Source organism: Paraburkholderia sp. A1RI-2L (assembly GCF_048957375.1).
Classification (GTDB): domain Bacteria; phylum Pseudomonadota; class Gammaproteobacteria; order Burkholderiales; family Burkholderiaceae; genus Paraburkholderia.
In genome coordinates, this window is the sequence record NZ_JARBTA010000001.1 from 1,087,669 (window position 1) to 1,107,988 (window position 20,320).

18 protein-coding genes, 1 other RNA gene and 1 pseudogene are annotated in these 20,320 nt (G+C 64.2%); 11 read left to right on the forward strand and 9 right to left on the reverse strand.

The genetic code is table 11. From position 1 onward, the window contains the following. Window positions 1-28: 28 nt before the first annotated feature. From PWP93_RS05185 to trxA, 4 genes and pseudogenes are all read right to left on the reverse strand, one after another. Window positions 29-1,585: an MFS transporter gene (locus PWP93_RS05185; RefSeq protein ID WP_421043712.1), complete on the reverse strand. Its 1,557-nt coding sequence runs from the start codon at window positions 1,583-1,585 to the stop codon at window positions 29-31. A gap of 143 nt (window positions 1,586-1,728) precedes the next feature. Continuing rightward, a pseudogene (locus PWP93_RS05190) lies at window positions 1,729-2,220 on the reverse strand (MerR family transcriptional regulator); the annotation flags it as partial. 161 nt (window positions 2,221-2,381) lie between these two features. Then, window positions 2,382-3,644 carry a transcription termination factor Rho gene (gene rho / locus PWP93_RS05195; protein ID WP_027797263.1) on the reverse strand — a complete coding sequence of 421 codons (1,263 nt, stop codon included), beginning with the start codon at window positions 3,642-3,644 and terminating at the stop codon, window positions 2,382-2,384. Between the two features lie 280 nt (window positions 3,645-3,924). After that, the gene (gene trxA / locus PWP93_RS05200) at window positions 3,925-4,251 is read right to left on the reverse strand and encodes a thioredoxin TrxA (protein ID WP_027797264.1); all 327 of its coding nucleotides are present in this window, start codon (window positions 4,249-4,251) and stop codon (window positions 3,925-3,927) included. 423 nt (window positions 4,252-4,674) lie between these two features. On the opposite strand from trxA, the gene ffs reads away from it, so the two are divergent. From ffs to PWP93_RS05225, 5 genes are all read left to right on the forward strand, one after another. Then, window positions 4,675-4,773, forward strand: an RNA gene (gene ffs, locus PWP93_RS05205) — signal recognition particle sRNA small type. Between the two features lie 266 nt (window positions 4,774-5,039). Then, complete coding sequence (locus tag PWP93_RS05210) at window positions 5,040-7,514, forward strand: DNA polymerase III subunit gamma/tau (protein WP_421043713.1); 2,475 nt, start codon at window positions 5,040-5,042, stop codon at window positions 7,512-7,514. 60 nt (window positions 7,515-7,574) lie between these two features. After that, window positions 7,575-7,901, forward strand: coding sequence for a YbaB/EbfC family nucleoid-associated protein (locus tag PWP93_RS05215; RefSeq protein ID WP_028204938.1), 327 nt, complete (start codon window positions 7,575-7,577; stop codon window positions 7,899-7,901). A 99-nt stretch (window positions 7,902-8,000) separates the two neighbouring features. Then, window positions 8,001-8,597 (forward strand): recombination mediator RecR, encoded by a 597-nt coding sequence (gene recR / locus PWP93_RS05220; RefSeq protein ID WP_421043714.1) that lies wholly within the window; start codon window positions 8,001-8,003, stop codon window positions 8,595-8,597. A 32-nt stretch (window positions 8,598-8,629) separates the two neighbouring features. Then, window positions 8,630-9,883, forward strand: coding sequence for a CaiB/BaiF CoA transferase family protein (locus tag PWP93_RS05225; RefSeq protein WP_421043715.1), 1,254 nt, complete (start codon window positions 8,630-8,632; stop codon window positions 9,881-9,883). A gap of 87 nt (window positions 9,884-9,970) precedes the next feature. Here the strand turns inward: PWP93_RS05225 and PWP93_RS05230 are convergent, their stop codons facing one another. Continuing rightward, window positions 9,971-10,942, reverse strand: coding sequence for an NADPH:quinone oxidoreductase family protein (locus tag PWP93_RS05230; RefSeq protein ID WP_421043716.1), 972 nt, complete (start codon window positions 10,940-10,942; stop codon window positions 9,971-9,973). A 298-nt stretch (window positions 10,943-11,240) separates the two neighbouring features. On the opposite strand from PWP93_RS05230, the gene surE reads away from it, so the two are divergent. The 5 genes from surE to PWP93_RS05255 are packed head-to-tail and all read left to right on the forward strand — an operon-like array spanning window position 11,241 to window position 15,895. Further along, a complete protein-coding gene (surE, locus tag PWP93_RS05235; protein ID WP_421043717.1) occupies window positions 11,241-12,002 on the forward strand; it encodes a 5'/3'-nucleotidase SurE in 762 nt (253 codons plus the stop codon). Continuing rightward, window positions 11,999-13,117: a protein-L-isoaspartate(D-aspartate) O-methyltransferase gene (locus PWP93_RS05240; protein ID WP_421043718.1), complete on the forward strand. Its 1,119-nt coding sequence runs from the start codon at window positions 11,999-12,001 to the stop codon at window positions 13,115-13,117. Before surE ends, PWP93_RS05240 begins: the two co-directional genes overlap by 4 nt. A 5-nt stretch (window positions 13,118-13,122) precedes the next feature. Beyond that, a complete protein-coding gene (locus PWP93_RS05245) occupies window positions 13,123-13,995 on the forward strand; it encodes a peptidoglycan DD-metalloendopeptidase family protein (protein ID WP_421024060.1) in 873 nt (290 codons plus the stop codon). Window positions 13,996-14,007: 12 nt separating this feature from the next. Next, a complete protein-coding gene (rpoS, locus tag PWP93_RS05250) occupies window positions 14,008-15,084 on the forward strand; it encodes an RNA polymerase sigma factor RpoS (protein WP_421024059.1) in 1,077 nt (358 codons plus the stop codon). Window positions 15,085-15,115: 31 nt separating this feature from the next. Beyond that, window positions 15,116-15,895, forward strand: coding sequence for a 3'-5' exonuclease (locus PWP93_RS05255; protein ID WP_421043719.1), 780 nt, complete (start codon window positions 15,116-15,118; stop codon window positions 15,893-15,895). Window positions 15,896-15,937: 42 nt separating this feature from the next. Here PWP93_RS05255 and PWP93_RS05260 read toward each other — a convergent pair whose 3' ends face one another. The 3 genes from PWP93_RS05260 to PWP93_RS05270 form a co-directional block, all read right to left on the reverse strand. Next, on the reverse strand, window positions 15,938-16,837 hold the full coding sequence (locus PWP93_RS05260) for an endonuclease/exonuclease/phosphatase family protein (RefSeq protein ID WP_421043720.1): 900 nt from the start codon (window positions 16,835-16,837) through the stop codon (window positions 15,938-15,940). A gap of 68 nt (window positions 16,838-16,905) precedes the next feature. Continuing rightward, window positions 16,906-17,253, reverse strand: a complete 348-nt coding sequence (locus tag PWP93_RS05265; protein ID WP_421043721.1) for a hypothetical protein — start codon at window positions 17,251-17,253, stop codon at window positions 16,906-16,908. A gap of 135 nt (window positions 17,254-17,388) precedes the next feature. Beyond that, window positions 17,389-17,595, reverse strand: a complete 207-nt coding sequence (locus tag PWP93_RS05270; protein ID WP_421043722.1) for a hypothetical protein — start codon at window positions 17,593-17,595, stop codon at window positions 17,389-17,391. A gap of 346 nt (window positions 17,596-17,941) precedes the next feature. On the opposite strand from PWP93_RS05270, the gene rlmD reads away from it, so the two are divergent. After that, complete coding sequence (gene rlmD, locus PWP93_RS05275) at window positions 17,942-19,297, forward strand: 23S rRNA (uracil(1939)-C(5))-methyltransferase RlmD (protein WP_421045013.1); 1,356 nt, start codon at window positions 17,942-17,944, stop codon at window positions 19,295-19,297. Window positions 19,298-19,412: 115 nt separating this feature from the next. On the opposite strand, the gene PWP93_RS05280 is transcribed toward rlmD, so the two are convergent. Beyond that, window positions 19,413-20,309: an outer membrane protein assembly factor BamD gene (locus PWP93_RS05280; RefSeq protein WP_421024054.1), complete on the reverse strand. Its 897-nt coding sequence runs from the start codon at window positions 20,307-20,309 to the stop codon at window positions 19,413-19,415. Between the last annotated feature and the right edge of the window lie 11 nt (window positions 20,310-20,320).

The following is a 20,320-nucleotide window of genomic DNA, read 5'->3' on the forward strand; positions in this document are numbered from 1 at the left end:
TGCGGGGTGCGCTCACGTGTCGTTCAGTTCAGTCGATCTGCTTTTGCCACGCCGCGAAGATCCCGCCGCACACGGCCACGCCGATCAGGAAATAGAACCCGTCTAGCGAGCTCAGAAAGCTCGCCTGCTGCGCGACCAGACGACTCATCTGCGCGAGCGCGAGCCCATGGGCCTCGACTGGCGAGCGGCCGAGCGCTTCAAAGGCGTGCGAGAGCGTGGCGTAAGTGCTCTGGAAGATCGGGTTGAGCGGGTTCACGAACTCCACGAGCCGCGCCTGGTGCAGCGCCAGCCTGTGCTGCTCGACGATGATAATCGTTGCGGTCGCGAACGATATGGTCAACTGACGGACGACGTTTTTCAAGCGGTATCCGTGCGTGAACTCTTCGTTGTCGAAGATGCGGAACGTCAGGTTCGCGACCGGCAGCACGATGAAGAGCAGCAGGAGGCCGCGCAGCAGCAGCGGGAAAACGAGCCAGCTTTCGCTGGTGTCGGGCGTGAGGCGTGTCATCCAGAACGAGATGAACGCCGCCAGCACGAAGCCCGGCACGATGATCCACTTTTTGTGCGTGACGAACTTCGCGTAGCGGAAATAGAAGAACAGCGTCGAAGCTGAAATCAGCGACGTGATGCCGGTAAGGCGCCCCGCATTTTCCACCGGATAATTCAGCCCGCCCTCGAGAAAGCGCGAGACCAGATAGCTGAGCGCCGTGCTCTGGTAGTAATAGACCATGTAGAGCAGCAGCCCTACGCGAAACGGCTTTTCGCGCAGTGCGTGCAGTCGCATGAGCGGCTTCGGATGATGCCACTGATGCCAGGCGAACCACGCGAGCGCCGCTATGCCGGCCACGCTCAGCAAGATGGTGCCGGGCGAGGTGCTGAAGAGCGTAAAGCGCACCTGCTGCATGGCGATCTGAAGCGCGCCTTGGGCAAGCGCAAAGGTGATGTAGGGCCAGAAATGCGTATCGCCGCGCGCTTCGGGCAGCACGTGGCCGGCGTCGGGCAGTGCGAGCAGGGCGAGCACGGCATAGAGCACGCCGGCGGGCGCGGAAAACGCGAAGAGGGCGCGCCAGTCGAAATGCGAAACGAGAACACCGCCTGCGAGCGGCGCGAGGGCGCTGGACAGCACGATCAGGATCAGGAATGCGCGCGTCGCCACGGGACGCTGCTGCGGCGTGAAGGAAATCTGGATGAGGATGCGGCAGGTGCCCATCATCGGGCCAATGAAATAGCCCTGGAAACCGCGCGCGAAGGCGAGTTCGATCGACGATTCGCAAAGCGCTGCCGCCACCGCGCCCGCCGAGTAAAGCAGCAGGCAGCCCCCAACATAACGGCGGTAGCCGATGCGCTCGACCCACCACTGCTGCTGCAGGATGCCGAGCACGGCACACACTGCGTAAGCGCTGGACGCCCAGACGAGCTCGTCGGGAGAAGCGTTGATGCCGCCGGCGATATAGCTCGTGAAGAATGAAAAGATGGCGTTGTCGTAGTAGTCGAGGCCGGTCGCGAGCGCGAGCACCCAGGGAAAGAAGTCGCCTCGCAGGCGCGCAGCGTCAAAGACCGGTGCGCGCGTCGGGGTGCTGCTCATTCGCGAGCGCTCCCATGTTTGCGCCCGCTCGCGCTTTCGCCTTCGTCGCCGGTCTCGACGGGCCCGGCAGCGGGCGAGGTGCCGCCTGTATTGCCGTAGCGTTTGCCGCCTCTCGTGCTCGGGAGAGAGGCCGACGGCTCCGCGGCTTTGGCCGCCTCCTTGCGCCGGCGCGTGGCGGCAAGCCGCTCGTCGATCAAGGTCTCCGATGGCACGCCAGCAAGGCGCCGCCGCAGATAGTCGAGATCGCCGGCCAGTTCGGTGCGCACTGTCTGCGCTTCCCTCAATTCGCGGCGCACGGCGGCGATTCTTGCGTCGAGCGTGTCGATCTGTTGCGCGAGTGCATCGGCAATCTGCTGCAACGATTCCTGTGAATAGCGCCGGCGGCCATCGTCGAGCGATTCAAGCGGGCGCTTGAGCATCTCGGTAATGCCGTGCAGCGAGAAGCCGAGCGCACGCAGCCGCAGGATGCGGGCGAATTGCTCGAGGTCGTGTTCGTCGTAGAGGCGGTAGCGGCCTTCGCTGCGCGTGGGCCTGACGAGGCCGCGTTCCTCGTAATACTTGAGCGTGCGCGGCGTGACGTTGAGCCGCTGGGCGGCGTCGCGCACCGTCAGCAGTGCGCTGGAATCCCTGGACATCGGCGGGCGGCCGCATGGCGGCGGTGGAGTGATGGCCGGATTATAGTCAAACGTGAACGTTCACGTACAGGTTGCGGCGCTGGAGCAGCCGGATCAGAAATGACAAACGCCCGCGGATGCGGGCGTTTGCAGTACATCAAGGGTACAGGATGGGCGAGGCCTTAGCCGCCGCGACGCATCATGTCGAAGAACTCGGAGTTGTTCTTCGTCTGGCGAATCTTGTCGAGCAGGAATTCCATGGCCTCGACTTCGTCCATGTCGTGGATGAACTTGCGCAGCACCCAGATCTTCTGGAGGATGTCCGGCTTGATCAGCAGCTCTTCGCGGCGCGTGCCCGACTTGTTCAGGTTGATCGACGGATAGACGCGCTTTTCCGCGAGACGGCGCTCGAGGTGCACTTCCATGTTGCCGGTGCCCTTGAACTCTTCATAGATCACGTCGTCCATGCGGCTGCCGGTTTCGATCAGCGCGGTGCCGATGATGGTGAGCGAGCCGCCTTCCTCGATATTGCGCGCGGCGCCGAAGAAGCGCTTCGGGCGTTGCAGCGCGTTGGCGTCCACACCGCCGGTGAGCACCTTGCCGGATGCGGGCACAACCGTGTTGTACGCACGGGCGAGACGCGTGATGGAGTCGAGCAGAATCACGACGTCGTGCTTCATTTCGACAAGGCGCTTGGCCTTCTCGATCACCATTTCGGCCACTTGCACATGACGCGCGGCCGGTTCGTCGAAGGTCGAGGCGATCACTTCGCCTGCCACCGAGCGCTGCATTTCGGTCACTTCTTCCGGACGCTCGTCGATCAGCAGCACGAACAGGATCACGTCGGGGTGATTCTGCTTGATGGCGTGCGCGATGTGCTGAAGCATCACGGTCTTGCCCGACTTGGGCGAAGCGACCAGCAGGCCGCGCTGACCCTTGCCGATGGGCGCGATCATGTCGATGATGCGGCCCGTCACGTTCTCCTCGCCGCGCATTTCGCGCTCGAGCAGCAGCACCTTGTTCGGGTGCAGCGGCGTGAGGTTCTCGAACATGATCTTGTGCTTCGAGGCCTCCGGCGGCTGGCCATTGACCTTGTCCACCTTCACGAGCGCAAAGTAGCGCTCGCCATCCTTCGGCGTGCGCACTTCGCCTTCGATCGTGTCGCCGGTGTGCAGATTGAAGCGGCGGATCTGCGACGGGCTGATATAGATATCGTCCGTGCTCGCGAGATACGAGGTTTCCGGCGAGCGCAGGAAACCGAAGCCGTCCGGCAGCACTTCAAGCGTGCCGTCGCCGAAGATCGTTTCGCCCGTCTTGGCGCGCTTTTTGAGAATCGCGAACATCAGTTCCTGCTTGCGCAGGCGGTTCGCACTTTCGATCTCGAGGCCATTGGCCATCTCGATCAATTCGGACACGTGCAGAGACTTGAGCTCGGAAAGATGCATACGGAGAACCCGTCGGGGAGGATGCGACGAAAAGAAGTCTGGGGGAAAAGAAGCGAGCGGAACCGCTCAAGGACTTTTGCTTGAAACTTGCTTGAAACTTATATAAGGGCGCCGGGTAGACGCTTTATAAATTCTAGCATAGCACACGCCAGAAGCCGCCAGTGGAGCCCGGTGGCAAGTTTTGGCATGTTTTTATGGTGCGTGTTGTCGGTGGACAACACGCACCTTTGATTCGCCCGCCCGTTCGCCCTTTCGCGCGGCGGGGAGGAGGAACGCCTGGTTACAGGTGGCTATCCAGGAACGCGGTGAGCTGCGACTTCGAGAGCGCGCCGACCTTCTGCGCCGCAACGGCGCCATTCTTGAAGAGGATCAGCGTCGGGATGCCACGCACGCCGAACTTCACCGGCGTCGATTGATGCTCGTCAACGTTGATCTTCGCGATCTGGAGGCGATCGCCGTAGTCCTTCGCGACCTCGTCGAGAATTGGCGCGATCATCTTGCAGGGGCCGCACCATTCGGCCCAGAAGTCCAGCAGCACGGGCTTGTCGGATTTCACGACGTCCTGTTCGAACGATGCGTCGCTGATGTGCTTGATTTGTTCGCTCATTGTATGAATACCTCTTCACGATCGAGGCTGATTGAATTGCTCGCCACGATACACCAAAACTCAAAATATATCCGGGGGCCAGGGCCTCGCCAGGCGGGACCGGATGCGGTCGCCGGAATGCGGTCGCCGGGCCTGCCCAGGCAACAGTCGACGCCAGTGTAGCCTAAATCCCTATGCGTTGCCGACGGTGATAGTACGCATATCGGCAGCAGGGTTTCCCGGTATTTCAAGGCGTTCCCCAAACTTCACGATGCCGATATGGCGATGCGGGGACGCATTTGCAAGAGGCGCACACGATGTGTCTGTCTTCATGTTTTACGCGTGCTCACCCCGGCCCATTCATCGTGGTGGACGAGGGCCGTTTGAAGACTTTTTGCGATGCGGCATTCGCAATGCCGCACAACCGATGTTAGAATGCGCCGTGACGGGCCTCCTCGCATGGAGGGGCGGTCAACCTGGTCAGGTCGGGAACGAAGCAGCCACAGCCGTTTTCCGCCAGTGCCGAGGGTCGGGCTCGTCACCTTCCTTTTTCTTCCGCGTCGTTTCTTCTCTCCCTCATCGTTTCTCCCCAAGTGCATGGCCTTTGCCGGATTTGGCTGAGTGCGCCGCTTTTAGCGCGTCGTTCGCACGCGGATCGCCTGCGGGGACGTGGGGCGCAGTACGCGCAAGCGCTCGTCCGGGCGGCCTCACGGCGATGCTGTGGCTGGGGTTCGGCGTGCCCGTCCGGAGGACGCGAGACGCGCTTCGAATCCATCTGGACGCACGGGCGTTGCTGATACAATTTCCGGATGACCTATCAAGTTCTCGCACGCAAGTGGCGACCGAAGGATTTCGCTTCGCTCGTCGGACAGGAGCACGTGGTGCGCGCGCTCACGCATGCGCTCGACGGCGGGCGTCTGCATCACGCGTACCTCTTCACGGGCACGCGCGGCGTGGGCAAGACGACGCTCTCGCGCATCTTCGCCAAGGCGCTCAATTGCGAGACCGGCGTGACGTCGAAGCCCTGCGGCGTGTGTCGTGCGTGCCGGGAAATCGACGAGGGCCGCTTCGTCGATTATGTCGAGATGGACGCGGCGAGCAATCGCGGCGTCGACGAAATGGCGGCGCTGCTCGAGCGCGCGGTCTATGCGCCAGTGGATGCGCGCTTCAAGGTCTATATGATCGACGAAGTGCACATGCTCACGAACCACGCCTTCAACGCGATGCTCAAGACGCTGGAGGAGCCGCCGCCGCACGTCAAGTTCATCCTCGCGACCACCGACCCGCAGAAGATTCCGGTCACGGTGCTTTCGCGCTGTCTGCAGTTCAACTTGAAGCAGATGCCGGCCGCCAATATCGTCGAGCATCTCACGCATATTCTTGGCGAAGAGAGGGTCGAGTTCGAACCGCAAGCGCTGCGCCTGCTCGCGCGCGCTGCGGACGGCTCGATGCGCGACGCCCTCTCGCTCACTGACCAGGCTATTGCCTATTCGGCCAATCAGGTCACGGAAGAAGCCGTGCGCGGCATGCTCGGCGCGCTTGACCAGAGCTACCTGATTCGCCTGATCGACGCCCTGGTCGCTGGCGACGGTGCACAGGTACTCGCGATCGCCGACGAAATGTCGCTGCGCAGCCTGTCGTTTTCCACCGCGCTGCAAGATCTCGCGAGCTTGTTCCACCGTGTGGCGTGGGCGCAATTCGCGCCGGCGTCGGTGCTCGACGAATGGCCCGAGGCCGACGATCTGCGCCGCTTCGCCGACGTGCTGAGCGCGGAGCAGGTGCAGCTTTTCTATCAGATCGCGACGCTCGGGCGCAGCGAGCTCGGTCTTGCGCCAGACGAGTACGCGGGCTTCACCATGACGCTGCTGCGCATGCTTGCGTTCGAGCCCTCGGTGGGAGCGGGCAGGGCGGGCGGCGCGCCGGTTTCGAGGCCGGCCGCGGCAGGCGCAGGTGTGCGCGCGGCTGCGCAGACGGCAGCACAGACTGCAACCTCGGCTGCGGGCGTTGCGTCCGCCGAGCGCGCTGTTGCTCAGCCGAAGGTTGCCGCGCCGGCCAAGCCGGTCGCACCGCGTGCCGAACAGGAACAAGCTGAAGGCGCGAGTACGCCGCTTCGTGCCGCTTTGACGGAAGACGCGAAGCAGGGCGCACCATCGCCGGTTGTCGACGACGGACATGCAGCGCCAGCAGACGTGGAACCGATCGCAGACACGGCTGCAGCGAATGTCGTGGAGCCCGCGCCCGTTGCACAAGAGCGCGTCGTGCCGCCTTGGGAAGACGAGGCCACAGCCGCGTCGGGCGACGATGCAAAGCCCGAAGCGCAAGCCGGCGTGCAAAACGCGCCGGCGTCTGCTGTTGCGCCTGTCGCCGCAGAGCCGGCCGCGCCCGAGTCACAGCCTGGCACGCATGAGGCGCTGGCCGTAGCCGCATCGTCGCGTAGCGGCGCGAGCGCTGCACTAGACGTGCTGCGCAGCAAGGGCATGCGCGTGTCCACCGAGCGCGGCTCCCGGCCCGCGGCCCAGGCTGCAACGCCCGCGGCGCCTCCGAAGAGCGCCGCGCCGCGCGCGGAGGTGAAGGTGCCAACACCCGACCCCGCGCGTCGCGCTGCGGCCGCGCAGGAAGCGCAGGCGCGTCGGCCCGCGCGGGAATCGAGCCCGCGTCAGGACGCATCGGGCGCGCCGCCCTGGGACGACATCCCGCCCGACGATTACGTGCCGCTCAGCGCCGACGATGCTTATTTCTCGGCACCTGACGATAACTTCGCGCCTGCGTACGACAGCGAGTCCGCCGCGCCGCGAGCGGCCGGGCCTGCTGCGACTGCGGCCGCAGTGGTCGATGTCAGCAAGCTGCCTGCGGGCATTCCGCTCGACGCCATCGGTTTCGCGGGCGACTGGCCGGGGCTTGCCGCCACGCTGCCGCTCACGGGCATCGCGTATCAGCTTGCGTTCCACAGCGAACTCACCGCGCTCGAGGGCGGCGTGCTCAAGCTCAGCGTGCCGGTGCCGCAGTACGCCGACACCTCGCAGGTCGCCAAGCTCAAGACGGCGCTGGCCGAAACCCTCGGCAAGTCAGTGGAAGTCGACGTCACGGTCGGCCCCGCGCGCCGCACGGCGGCTGCGCTGGATGCCGCTGCGCGCGCCGAGCGCCAGCGCGACGCCGAGCGCGAGATCGGCGCCGATCCTTTCGTGCAGCAATTGATTCGCGACTTCGGCGCGAGCATCGTGCCGGGTTCGATCCGGCCGATCGCTCCGGAGGCCGCGACGGGCGGCAACCAGGCCGCCCATTGAATTGCGCGTGCGAACACATCATTTTTTACGAATCACACATGATCCAGAAGGAGCAGTGAAATGTTGAAAGGTCAACTCGCCGGGCTCATGAAGCAAGCGCAGCAGATGCAGGAAAACATGAAGAAGATGCAGGAGCAGCTTGCCCAGATCGAAGTCGAGGGTCAGGCAGGCGCCGGCCTGGTCAAGGTCACGATGACGTGCCGTAACGACGTGCGCCGTGTGTCGATCGATCCGAGCCTGCTCGCCGACGACAAGGACATGCTCGAAGACCTCGTCGCCGCCGCGTTCAACGACGCCGTGCGCAAGGCCGAAGCCACGTCGCAGGAAAAGATGGGCGGCATGACCGCGGGTCTGCCGCTGCCGCCGGGCTTCAAGATGCCGTTCTAACCCCAGGCGCGCCGCGCGGCCCGGCGGCTGCGCGCAGCCTTGTGCGCGGTGGTTTTCCTGGCCGCCGCGCACGCTCATGCATTGCCACGCTGAATCCGCATGAAACAACCTTCCGCCCTGGCGGCGCTCGTCGAGGCGCTGCGCGTATTGCCCGGTGTCGGGCCGAAGTCGGCGCAGCGCATGGCTTATCACCTGATGCAGCACGACCGGGACGGCGCTGAAAAGCTCGGCCGCGCGCTGCTGTTCGCGACCGACCATCTGAAGCATTGCGAGAAGTGCAATACCTTCACCGAAGCTCAGATATGCGAAACGTGTCTCGACGATGAGCGCGACCCCACGCTCCTGTGCGTCGTGGAGACGCCCGCCGACCAGATCATGCTCGAGCAGACCATGACTTATCGCGGGCTGTATTTTGTGCTGATGGGCCATCTGAGTCCGCTGGACGGTATCGGTCCCAAGGAAATTCATTTCGACCGCCTCGTGAAGCGCGCCTCGGACGGCATCGTCAAGGAAGTTGTGCTCGCAACAAATTTCACCAACGAAGGCGAGGCAACCGCGCATTACCTCGGCCAGACGCTCAAGGCGCGAGGCCTCGCCGTCACGCGCCTCGCGCGTGGCGTGCCGGTGGGCGGCGAACTGGAATACGTCGATGCGGGCACCATTGCCCGCGCAATGCTCGACCGGCGCTCGATATAGCGACGCGCCGGTTGCAGAACACAAGGAGTCTCATGAGGGCAGCCTCTTCCCCTGAATCCGCAGCGAAACCAGCCGGCCCGCTCGCAGGCGTGAAAGTGCTGGAGCTCGGCACGTTGATCGCAGGCCCGTTTGCAGCGCGCTTTCTTGGCGAATTCGGCGCCGAGGTCATCAAGATCGAGGACCCGAAGGGCGGCGACCCGCTGCGCAAGTGGCGCAAGCTCTATCCCGAAGTGGGCGGCACCTCGCTCTGGTGGGCGGTGCAGGCACGCAACAAGAAGTCGGTGACGATCAATCTCAAGGCCGAGGAAGGCAAGGAGATCGTGCGCCGGCTCGCAAAAGAAGCCGATATCGTCGTCGAGAACTTCCGGCCTGGCCTGCTCGAAAAGCTCGGTCTCGGCTACGACGTGCTCTCGAAGGAGAACTCCGGTCTCGTGATGGTGCGGCTCTCGGGTTATGGCCAGACCGGCCCGTATCGGGATCGTCCTGGCTTCGGCGCGATTGCCGAGTCGATGGGCGGGCTGCGCCACATCACCGGCTATCCCGAGCTGCCGCCGCCGCGCATCGGCATTTCGATCGGCGACTCGATCGCGGCGCTGCACGGCGTGATCGGCGCAATGATGGCGCTTCATCATCGCAACGTGAACGGCGGCAGCGGCCAGATCGTGGACGTCGCGCTCTACGAGGCCGTATTCAACATGATGGAGAGCGTGGTGCCCGAGTACGGCGTGTACGGCATGGTGCGCGAGCGCACTGGCGCCTCGCTGCCGGGCATCGTGCCGTCGAACACCTATCCGTGCCGTGATGGCAGCGTCGTGATTGGCGGCAACAGCGATCCGATCTTCAAGCGTCTCATGACGGCGATCGATCGCGACGACCTCGCCAACGATCCCGGCCTCGCGCACAACGACGGCCGTGTGCCGCGCACTACGGAGATCGACGGCGCGATCGCAGAGTGGCTCGCGGCGCGCACCATCGACGAAGCGCTCGACGTGCTCAACGCTGCTGACGTGCCTGTGGGCCGCATCTACACGGTGGCTGACATGTTCGCCGATCCGCAGTTCGCCGCGCGCCAGATGATCCAGCAGTTCCGCTGGCAGAAGAAGGACGCGCAGGGGGGCGAGGGCGTCGATATCGCGCTGCCGGCGGTCACGCCCAAGCTCTCGGCGACACCGGGCGACACGCGCTGGCTCGGCCCCGAACTGGGTGAGCACACCGACGAAGTTTTGCGCTCGCTCGGTTATGACGCGGAGCGCATCGCACAGTTGCACGCGCAACAAATCGTCTAGCAGCGCGGTGACCGCGCCGGAAACCCGAAAAGGCTTGCGCGCTGCGAGCCTTTTTTATTCCCGCCGGGGTAACGCGCCGCGTGCCGCTCAGGGCTCGATCACGATCTTGCCTGTCACCTTGCGCGAGGCCATGTCCTTGAGTGCCTGCGCGGTGTCGGCGAGCCCATAACGCTTCGAGACATAGGGCTTGAGCTTGCCTTCGCCGATCCAGCCCACCATCTGCGCGAAGGCCGCTGCATTGCGCTGCGGCTCGCGGCGCGCAAAATCGCCCCAGAACACGCCGACGATGCTCGCACCCTTAAGCAGCGTGAGGTTCAGCGGCAGCTTCGGAATTTCGCCGTTGGCGAAGCCGACCACGAGATAGCGCCCGCGCCAGCCGATGCTGCGAAATGCCGGTTCGGCATAGACGCCGCCGACCGGGTCGTAGATCACGTCAGGGCCCTTGCCGTCGGTGAGCGCCTTGATGCGCTCGCGCAGGTCCTCGGTGCTGTAGTTGATGGTGGCGTCGGCGCCGAAGCGGCGGCAGACCTCGAGCTTTTCGTCGCTCGATGCGGCGGCGATCACGCGCGCCCCCAGCGCCTTGCCGATCTCCACCGCAGCCAGGCCTACGCCGCCGGCCGCGCCGAGCACGAGCATCGTTTCGTCGGCGCGCAGCGCGGCGCGGTCGACCACAGCGTGATGCGAAGTGCCGTAGGCGAGCGTGAAGGCAGCTGCAGTGGCGAAATCGGCGCCTTCAGGCAGTGGCACGCAGGCGGCGGCATCGGCAAGCACCTGCTCCGCGAACCCGCCGTTGCCGACATAGGCGACCACCCGCATGCCGGGTGCGAGCGTCACGCCCTCGCCGACGGCGCGCACGATGCCGGCGACTTCGGCGCCGGGCGTGAAGGGCAGTGGGGGCTTGACCTGATATTTGTTCTCGATGATCAGGACGTCCGGGAAATTGACGGCGGCCGCCTTCACGTCGATCACGACCTGGCCCGCGCCTGGCACGAGTTCAGGCAGGTCTTCGAGGGTGAGTGTTTCGGGCGGGCCGTACTGGTTGCAGCGGATTGCGCGCATCGTAACTCCTGTCTTATGCCGTTCTGGCGGGGCTGTCATGGATAAGGCTCAGCGCCACAGTGTACGGTAATCCTGGTGAATGCGAACGACCGTGCATTTATTTCTTGGATCGGGTGATCGATCCGGTCCGTGCGCGGATAGAAAAGACCGCGCAACGGGCGCGAGAAGCGGGAGAAAAGCGAAGCGCGCAGGATTCCCTGCACGCGTTGGAATGCGCCACGAATTAGCCCCTGCGCAACGACGTGGCGCACACCGGCCTGTCGTTCGCCTGCCTTCTTTCCTCGGTTACAATCGGCGGATGCGAATCCTGATCAGCAACGACGACGGTTATCTCGCCCCCGGCCTTGCCGCGCTCTACGAAGCGCTCAAGCCGCTCGGCGAGGTCACGGTAATGGCGCCCGAGCAGAACTGCAGCGCCGCTTCCAACTCGCTCACGCTGTGGCGCCCGCTTTCGGTGCTGCGCTCCGCGACTACGGGCTTCTATTACGTGAACGGCACGCCCACCGACTCCGTGCATATCGCGCTCACGGGCATGCTCGATCACAAGCCCGACTTGGTGGTGTCCGGTATCAACAACGGCCAGAACATGGGCGAGGACACGCTGTATTCGGGCACGGTCGCGGCCGCCACCGAAGGCATCATGTTCGGCATGCCGGCCATTGCGTTCTCGCTCGTCGACAAAGATTGGGCGCACCTCGACTCCGCCGCGCGCGTGGCGGCCGAAATCGTCGAGCATTATCTGGCGAATCCGCTGCCGGGCAGTCCGCTGCTCAACGTCAACATCCCCAATCTGCCATACGACGAACTCGGCGAATGGCGTGTCACGCGTCTGGGCAAACGCCATCCATCGCAGCCTGTGATCCGCCAGACCAATCCGCGCGGCGAGCCGATCTACTGGATCGGCCCCTCGGGCAGCGCGCGCGACGCGAGCGAGGGAACGGACTTTCATGCGGTGTCGCACGGTCACGTGTCGATTACGCCGCTGCAACTCGACCTTACACACACGAAGATGTTGCCGGCGACGCACGATTGGGTGCGTCAGGGCGGCAGCGCTTCATGACGGGCGAGCGCACGAAGCGTTTCCCGCTCGGTCTCGCGGATCTCGTGCGCGAGCCGCGGCGTCATGACGGCCAGGATCGTCACGATGGGCGGCCGGGCGAGGCGCGTGCGCCGCTCGGGCGAACGAGCCAGCCAGGCGGCGCATCGAAGCAGGCAGTCAATCCGGTGGCCAAAGCCGCGCCTGCGAAAAGTGCCGGCGTCAAGGGCTTGGCAGGCGTGAAGAGCGCGCCTGGTTCGTCGTCCACCGCGCACGGCATTCAACCCGCAAAAGCGCCCGGAGCATTGCATGCGGCAGCGTCGCCTGCGCGCAAGTCCGAGGTGCGCCGCAGCGAGCAGGCGCAGCGCCCCGCGGCGTTCTTTTCTGCGACTACATCCGCGGCCAGGAGCGCACAGGCACGGCCGGCAGCCAACGCGCGCCCGGGTGCGGCGCCCAGCGCGGGGGCGCCAGGTGTCGCGCTCAATGGCGCACACGCGCTGACTTCGGAACGGGTTCGCGAACGCATGGTCGAACGCCTGCGTGCGAATGGCATTGCCGACCCGCGTGTGCTCCAGGCAATTGCGGGTGTGCCGCGCCACATGTTCGTCGACCCAGGCCTCGCGACCCAGGCCTACGAAGATGCGGCATTGCCGATTGGCCATCACCAGACCATTTCGAAGCCCTCGGTAGTCGCCCGCATGCTCGAACTCGCGGGCGCGGGCCGCAACCTCGAGCGCGTGCTCGAAATCGGCACCGGCTGCGGCTATCAGGCCGCGGTGCTGAGCCGGATTGCAAGCGATGTGTATTCGATTGAACGCATCAAGCCGTTATACGAACGCGCAAAAACGAACCTGCGCCCGTTGCGCATCCCGAACATCCGCTTGCACTACGGCGACGGAAGGCTCGGTTTGCCGTCGGCGGGGCCGTTCGACGCGATCGTGATCGCCGCCGCCGGCTTCGAGGTGCCGCAGGCGCTGCTCGAACAACTCGCCATTGGCGGACGGCTCGTCGCGCCTGTCGCCGAGCAGGGCGAGACGACCCAGGTGCTCACGCTCGTCGAGCGTACGGGGCCTGCGCAGTGGCGGGAGTCGCGGCTTGATCGCGTTTTCTTTGTCCCTTTAAAATCCGGAGTGATTTGAAACCGATGAGTATGTTGCGCGCGATGCAAAGAAAACGCTTGAATATCGACCTGACCGCGGCCCGTAACGGTGCTTCGGTCATCGCGCTCTGCCTGCTGACGGCTTGCGCGACGCGCCTCGACAACGCACCTGTCGTTGACCGCACCGCGCCGCTCGGGACCGCGGGCGCACAGCCGGCGGTGCCGCTCGGGCCGCCTCCTCCGGGATACTACCGGGTGAAGCCGGGCGACACTCTCTATAGGATTGCGCTCGAAAACGGTCAGAACTACCGCGACGTTGCTACGTGGAACAATCTCACCAACCCGAATCAGATCGAGGTGGATCAATTGCTGCGCGTCGCGCCACCGAATGGTGCGAGCAGCGCGCCGGGTGCCGTCGCTGCGCCGGCGCCGGGCGCACAGCCGGGCTCGTCTGCGATGCCGCCGATGTACGGTTCGGGCGTGGGCGCGCCGCCGCCGGTTGCTGCTGTGCCCCCGCAGGCAAGCGGCGGCGACATGGCCGCGGCGCCCGGCAGCGTGTCGCTTGCGTGGCCGGTGCGTGGCCCGGTGCTCAACAGCTTCGACGATGCGAAGAACAAGGGCATCAATATCGGCGGTTCGGCTGGAGAGTCGATCAAGGCTGCCGGGGACGGTCGAGTGGTTTATGCCGGAAATGGGCTGCGCGGTTACGGCAATCTCATTATCATCAAACATGACGCGACGTTTTTGACAGCGTACGCACACAACCGGGCTTTGATGGTAAAAGAAGGAGATGCGGTCACGAAGGGTCAGAAAATTGCCGAGATGGGTAATACCGATTCGGACCGCGTGATGCTGCATTTCGAAGTACGCCGTCAGGGCAAGCCCGTCGACCCTATGAAGTACTTGCCGCCGCAATAAAGCGAGCCGACTATGCCGAAATCGAAGCGCCGTCTGCAGCAGTCCGAGTCTGACAGTCAAGCCGCCCAGGTTTCGGTGGAGGACGGCGCTCGGCAGGGCGACGACGAAGAACTCGAGAACACACGCGAGCTCGACGAGCGCGAGTCCGGCTCTGAAGAGGGCGGCCGCGAGAGTGAAGAAGTAGCGGAAGCGCCGCCCGATGCGGACGACTTTCGCGCAATGCTGCAGGCCGAACTCACGGCCGACACCATCCAGCATTATCTGAACCGGATCAGTGTGAAGCCGCTGCTCACCGTCGAGGAAGAGCAGCGCTACTCGCGTCTTGCCAAGGCCGGCGAATTCGAGGCTCGACAGGTCATGATCGAGCGCAATCTGCGTCTCGTCGTCAGCATTGCGAAGGGCTATCTGAACCGTGGCGTGCCGCTGCTCGACTTGATCGAAGAGGGCAACCTCGGCCTGATGCACGCGATCGAGAAGTTCGATCCGACGCGCGGCTTCCGCTTTTCGACTTACGCCACCTGGTGGATCCGCCAGAGCATCGAGCGCGCGATCATGAACCAGGCGCGAACGGTGCGCCTGCCGGTGCATGTGATTCGCGAGCTCAATCAGGTGTTACGCGCGAAGCGCCATCTGGAGAAGAATTCGCTGAACGCCGATTCGGCGTCCGACCGGCGCGACGCGAGCATCGACGACATCGCCTATCTCACGGGCAAGACCACCGAGGAAGTCACCGACATCCTCGCGCTCAACGAACACACCGCTTCGCTCGATGCGCCGCTCGACCTGGATCCGGCAAGCAGCCTGCTCGATCTGCTCTCGGACGACCAGAGCCAGTCGCCCGACGCCGAGGTGCAGCATCGCGAGCTCGAGACGCTCACGCGCGCCTGGCTCGGCCGGCTCTCGGACAAGCATCGCCATGTCATCGAGCGGCGCTTTGGACTGAACCATATCGAGCCCGCCACGCTCGAAGAGCTGGCCGACGAAATGGGCCTCACCCGCGAGCGGGTGCGGCAAATCCAGCAAGAAGCGCTGGTGCGCCTCAAGCGCTTTTTCGCTTCGAACGGCGTGCGCAAGGACGCTGTTCTATAAAGTCTCGCAGTCCACCTCGCAGTTGACCCGAATGACAGTTCCTGTACTTGTATTCGACATCGAGACGATTCCCGATGTCGACGGCATTCGCCGCCTCGAAGATCTGCCCGCTTCGCTCACCGACGCCGAAGTGGCCGAGCACGCGTTCGCCGCGCGCCGCGAGAAAACCGGCAGCGATTTCCTCCCGCATCATCTGCAGCGCGTGGCCGCGATTTCGTGCGTGTTCCGCGACGGCCAGGGCTTTCGCGTGCGCTCGCTCGGTACGCCCGAAGACGGCGAAGCAAAGCTGATCGATTCGTTCTATCGCACCATCGAAAAGTACACGCCGCAACTCGTGTCGTGGAACGGCGGCGGCTTCGACCTGCCGGTGCTGCACTATCGGGCACTGGTGCACGGCATTCGCGCGGTGCGCTACTGGGAAATGGGCGAAGAAGACCGCGACTTCAAGTGGAACAACTACATCAGCCGCTACCACTCGCGTCACACCGACCTGATGGACCTGCTCGCTCTGTATCAGCCGCGCGCCAACGCGCCGCTCGATGCGCTTGCGAAACTGTGCGGCTTTCCGGGCAAGCTCGGGATGGACGGCGGTCAGGTGTGGACGTCGTTTCAGCAGGGGCGCATCGAAGAAATCCGCAACTACTGCGAGACCGACGTGGTCAACACGTATTTGCTCTATTGCCGCTTCCAGATGATGCGCGGCGGCTTCACCGAGCGCGAATACGACGACGAAATCCAGTTCGTGAAGCAATCGCTCGCGGCCGAGCCCGCGGCGCACTGGAAGGAATATCTGGAAGCGTTCGGCCAGTGAGCGCCGGGGGGCCTGGTGGGTCTACCTGGTCAGCCCACTGGGTCAGTCCAGCTCGAGCACGATGGGCTGATGATCGGATGCTTCGATGGCGCCGTCGATCTCACAGTGCTTTAGGCGCCCGCGCAAATCCTCGGTGACGAACACGAAGTCGCAGGCGAGCGGTCCGTCGGACCATTGCACGGTGTCGAAGACGCCCGCTGTGGGCGGTGGCGTCGCGCCGGGATGCAGCGACATCCAGGCATCGACGAATGCCGGACTGCCGGCAAGCGGCTCGAGCATGCGTGTGTAAGCGGCGCTGCCGAAAGCGCTGTTGAAATCTCCACAGACAATTGCACTCACTGGTCGCGCGGTACGAGCGAACGGTCCTGCGGCGTTTTCGGCGGGGGCGGGGTGTGCCGCGTGGGCGGCGGCTTCCTGCTGCAGTTGCCGAAGCGCATCGACCTGTGCAAGCCGCTGGCGCGTGGAATAGAACTCCAGATGTGTCACGAGCACGCGCAATGCGCCGCCTGACGACGTAGCGCCGGACACATCGAGCACCGCTTCGAGCGCGACGCGCTGCATCGACGGCGCGGCAGGATCGGCGGGCCAGGGCAGCAGATGGCGGAACACCTGGGCGACGGGCAGGCGTGTGGCGATCGCATTGCCGAACTGCCGGCGCGGTGCGGGCCCCGTGCCTGGCGCAGTGGCCCGAATGACGCTCGAATCGGCACTCAGATCGGCACCGATTGCCTCGATTACTGTGAAGCCGGGTAGAAGCGTTGCCAGTTCGGCGAATTGATCGTTGCCAGGACCGCCGGGCAGCGCGTGAAAGCCTCGCGTGATTTCCTGCAGACACAGGATGTCGAAGTCGGCGAGGCGGCGGGCTTCGCGCACCGTGCGCGCGAGATCCACGACGCCTGATGCGTCGCGCCCCCACTGCACGTTCCAGCTAACGAGTTTCATGACCGGCTCCGGTTCGCGCATCATTGAATGGCCGAGTCGCCAGACTCCGGGGAGTGGCCGCGAGCGGGTTATCGGCGCATGACCGCGTAATCGGATGAATGATAGGCCACGGCGGGCCCGGCTGCCGCGCGTACCAGGGCCAGGTCGCATTTCCCGCGCGCGGTAGCCGATATGACGCGCTGCTTGAAGTACACGGCAAAGGGCACGTTCCCGTAGTCGCCGAGCGCGTACTGATAGCACTCGTTGCCATTTTCGCCAAATACGCGATCGGGTGGCCCGATGCGCTTGGTGACCTCGGTTTGCGTCATGCCACGCGTGACGGAGGAAATCGTTACGTCAGGTGCGGGCGTCGGCGAGGTGCAGGCGCTCGCGCCGAGGACAGTTGTGACGAGCATCGCATAAAGCAGTTTGTTCATTTCAAACCAGAAGATCATGATGGGTGCGCTATCTGTACGCTCCCGGTGAGAAATTTCCTATCGGATTCGTCTCAATTCAACGTGCCAAGGAATCCAAAGCATCGCGTGCACGTGCGGGGCCGTTTACTCGGCCACTCAATCGAATACGAAGCGGACGACGAGATAAATGAGGCCGATCATCAGGAGCGGGCTGCCTGACATGATTGCGGCGACCGCATACGAGCGGCGCCGTGCGATGGCACGACGAGGCGGCACTTCCAGAAAAGGAGCGAGTAATACAACCGCAGTGCAAAGCATGACCAGCGGGATCGCAAAGCCATGATCGGAGAGGAGTATGTCCATGATGTCGGGTCTCGGGCGCTGGCCTCATATGGCACATCGCGAGAAACATCGTACTGACCGGTGCCGGCGCCGGATATCGGATTAATTTGAAAGCGCGCGAGTGCGCATACCGGCGTGAGCGGATGCGTGTCGCAGCGCGGGTAGGGGAGGCGACGCCGAATCGACTACAATCTCGCCTTCGCCTGAAAAATTCCCCTCACTGTCTGTCAGGAACCCGCTGGTGTCTCAAGCTGCCCCCGACCATCAAGCCGAAGCCGGCCGCACCGAATCCACTGCCGCTGCTTCCGTGCCCGTGCCCGCGAAGAAGCGCAGCAAGCGCGAGCGCCGTGCCGAGAAACGCGCATCCATCGAAGCGTCGGTTGCTCATGCCCCGATTCTGGAAATCGAGTCCCTCGACATGGAGGCGCGTGGCGTGGGCCGCACCGTCACCGAAACGGGCGAACCCGGCAAGGTGATCTTCGTCGAGGGCGCTTTGCCGGGCGAGCAGGTCACATACTTGAGCTACCGCAAGAAGCCGAGCTTCGAGCAGGCCCAGGTCGTGAACGTGCTGCGTGAGAGCGCGATCCGCACGAGGCCGCAGTGCCAGTTCTTCGGCACGTGTGGCGGCTGCTCGATGCAGCATCTGGACGTGCGCGCCCAGATCGCCGTCAAGCAGCGCGTGCTCGAAGACAATCTCATGCATCTCTCGAAGGTACGTGCCGAAACGATGTTCCGGCCAATCCATGGGCCGTCGTGGGGCTATCGCTACCGTGCGCGCCTGACCGTGCGCAATGTGCCGAAGAAGGGCGGCGTGCTGGTGGGGTTCCACGAACGCAAGAGCAGCTATGTCGCGGACATGACGAGCTGCGAAGTATTGCCGCCGCACGTCTCGGCCATGCTCGTGCCGCTGCGCCGGCTGGTCGAGGCGCTGTCGATTCGCGATCGCATGCCGCAGATCGAGTTGGCCGTTGGATCGAGCGTGACGGCGCTGGTGCTGCGCATCCTCGAGCCGCTCACCGCCGCCGACGAAGACCTGCTGCGCGCCTTTGCCGATCAGCACAACGTGCAGTTCTGGCTGCAGCCCAAGGGGCCGGACACGGTGTTCCCGTTCTATCCGCTCGACAAGGCGCTCGACTACACGCTGCCCGAGTTCGATATCCGCATGCCCTTCAAGCCCACGGATTTCACGCAGGTCAATCATCAGATCAACCGCGTGCTCGTGGGCCGCGCGCTGCGCCTGCTCGCGCCCGAGGCGGGCGATCGCGTGCTCGACCTGTTTTGCGGCATCGGCAACTTCACGCTGCCGCTCGCGCGTCTCGCCCGCGAAGTGGTGGGCATCGAGGGCAGCGATACGCTGACGGCGCGTGCACTCGAAAATGCGCGTGCCAACGGCGTGGACGGCCATACGTCGTTTGCGTGCCGCAATCTGTTCGAAGTCATCGCCGACGACCTTCGCGCGCTCGGCGCTTTCGACAAATTCCTGATCGATCCGCCGCGCGAAGGTGCACTCGCGGTGTCGCTGGCGCTGGCCGAGATCGCGAAGAGCGGCGACGGGCCGCTGCCCACGCGTATCGTCTACGTGTCGTGCAGCCCGGCGACGCTCGCGCGCGACGCGGGCGTGCTGGTGAACGAAGCGGGTTACCGGCTCAAGGGCGCGGGGGTGGTCAACATGTTTCCGCACACGTCGCACGTCGAGTCGATCGCGCTGTTCGAACGCGACTGAACGAGGACGGCGCCTCCGGTGCCTTTCCTGGCCGCTCGGGAATCGATGGCGGCAAAAAAATCGCCACGGATTTCCGTGGCGATTTTTTATTGGACCGATTGGGCCGAAGCGGTGATTACCAGATCTGGTACCACGGCTTGCTCTCCTTGCCAGCACGCGCATGGCCCGTGATATACGGGCTGTCCGGGAACGTGGCTGCGAGCACGCGGCGGGTGTCCTCGGCCATCTGCGGCTGATTCAGCTTCTGATACGAGAGGATCATGATGTGCAAGGCGTCCTCGATTGCCGGCGCGCTCTTGTAGTCCTGGATCGCGAGCTGCGCGCGATTGATCGCCGCCACGTAGGCGCCGCGACGGTAGTAGTAGTCGGCCGCGTGCACTTCGTGCGAGGCGAGTGCGTTCACGATGTAGCGCATGCGCTGCGCCGCGTCCGGCGCGTACTTGCTCTTCGGGAACCTGTCGACGACGACCTTGAACGCGTCATACGACTCGCGCAGCGACTTCGGATCGCGCTCGCTCATGTCCTGACCGGAGAAGCGGCCGAACAGACCGAGATCGTCGTTGAAGTGGATCATGCCCTTCAGATAGTACGCGTAGGCGATATCCGGATGATCGGGGTGCAACTGGATGAAACGGTTGATGGCCTGGTCGGCGGCATCGTTCTCGTTATCCTTCCAGCTGCAGTAGGCGACGTTGATCTGCGCCTGCTGGGCGAAGTGGCCGAACGGGTCGCGACCTTCGAGCTGTTCGAAGTATTTCGCGCATTTGCCCCAGTCGCCGCTGGAGAGCGCGTCCTGGGCCTCCGTATATAATTTGTTGTTATTCCACGTTGCCGTTTCGTCGGTTTTTTGCGGCAGGCCGTGGCAGGCCGCGACCACGGCGAGCGCGGCACCGCAGGCGGCAATGCGAACAACGTTGCCAATCTTGCCGAGCGTTCGTGCTCGCGCCGTGCGCGTAGCGTTTCGGGCCATTGTTTCTTGGGCCAGTTTCGTAATCGTGTTCAAGGCTCGCATTTATCCAGTCC

Bases quoted from the DNA above. Each gene is read 5' to 3' on its own strand.
- PWP93_RS05185 (WP_421043712.1), bottom strand. From the start codon at position 1,585: ATGAGCAGCACCCCGACGCGCGCACCGGTCTTTGACGCTGCGCGCCTG.
- PWP93_RS05245 (WP_421024060.1), top strand. From the start codon at position 13,123: ATGAGTATGTTGCGCGCGATGCAAAGAAAACGCTTGAATATCGACCTG.
- PWP93_RS05230 (WP_421043716.1), bottom strand. From the start codon at position 10,942: ATGCGCGCAATCCGCTGCAACCAGTACGGCCCGCCCGAAACACTCACC.
- rho (WP_027797263.1), bottom strand. From the start codon at position 3,644: ATGCATCTTTCCGAGCTCAAGTCTCTGCACGTGTCCGAATTGATCGAG.
- rpoS (WP_421024059.1), top strand. From the start codon at position 14,008: ATGCCGAAATCGAAGCGCCGTCTGCAGCAGTCCGAGTCTGACAGTCAA.
- PWP93_RS05215 (WP_028204938.1), top strand. From the start codon at position 7,575: ATGTTGAAAGGTCAACTCGCCGGGCTCATGAAGCAAGCGCAGCAGATG.
- surE (WP_421043717.1), top strand. From the start codon at position 11,241: ATGCGAATCCTGATCAGCAACGACGACGGTTATCTCGCCCCCGGCCTT.
- PWP93_RS05265 (WP_421043721.1), bottom strand. From the start codon at position 17,253: ATGAACAAACTGCTTTATGCGATGCTCGTCACAACTGTCCTCGGCGCG.
- PWP93_RS05225 (WP_421043715.1), top strand. From the start codon at position 8,630: ATGAGGGCAGCCTCTTCCCCTGAATCCGCAGCGAAACCAGCCGGCCCG.
- recR (WP_421043714.1), top strand. From the start codon at position 8,001: ATGAAACAACCTTCCGCCCTGGCGGCGCTCGTCGAGGCGCTGCGCGTA.
- PWP93_RS05260 (WP_421043720.1), bottom strand. From the start codon at position 16,837: ATGAAACTCGTTAGCTGGAACGTGCAGTGGGGGCGCGACGCATCAGGC.
- PWP93_RS05210 (WP_421043713.1), top strand. From the start codon at position 5,040: ATGACCTATCAAGTTCTCGCACGCAAGTGGCGACCGAAGGATTTCGCT.
- trxA (WP_027797264.1), bottom strand. From the start codon at position 4,251: ATGAGCGAACAAATCAAGCACATCAGCGACGCATCGTTCGAACAGGAC.
- PWP93_RS05255 (WP_421043719.1), top strand. From the start codon at position 15,116: ATGACAGTTCCTGTACTTGTATTCGACATCGAGACGATTCCCGATGTC.
- PWP93_RS05270 (WP_421043722.1), bottom strand. From the start codon at position 17,595: ATGGACATACTCCTCTCCGATCATGGCTTTGCGATCCCGCTGGTCATG.
- PWP93_RS05240 (WP_421043718.1), top strand. From the start codon at position 11,999: ATGACGGGCGAGCGCACGAAGCGTTTCCCGCTCGGTCTCGCGGATCTC.
- PWP93_RS05280 (WP_421024054.1), bottom strand. From the start codon at position 20,309: ATGCGAGCCTTGAACACGATTACGAAACTGGCCCAAGAAACAATGGCC.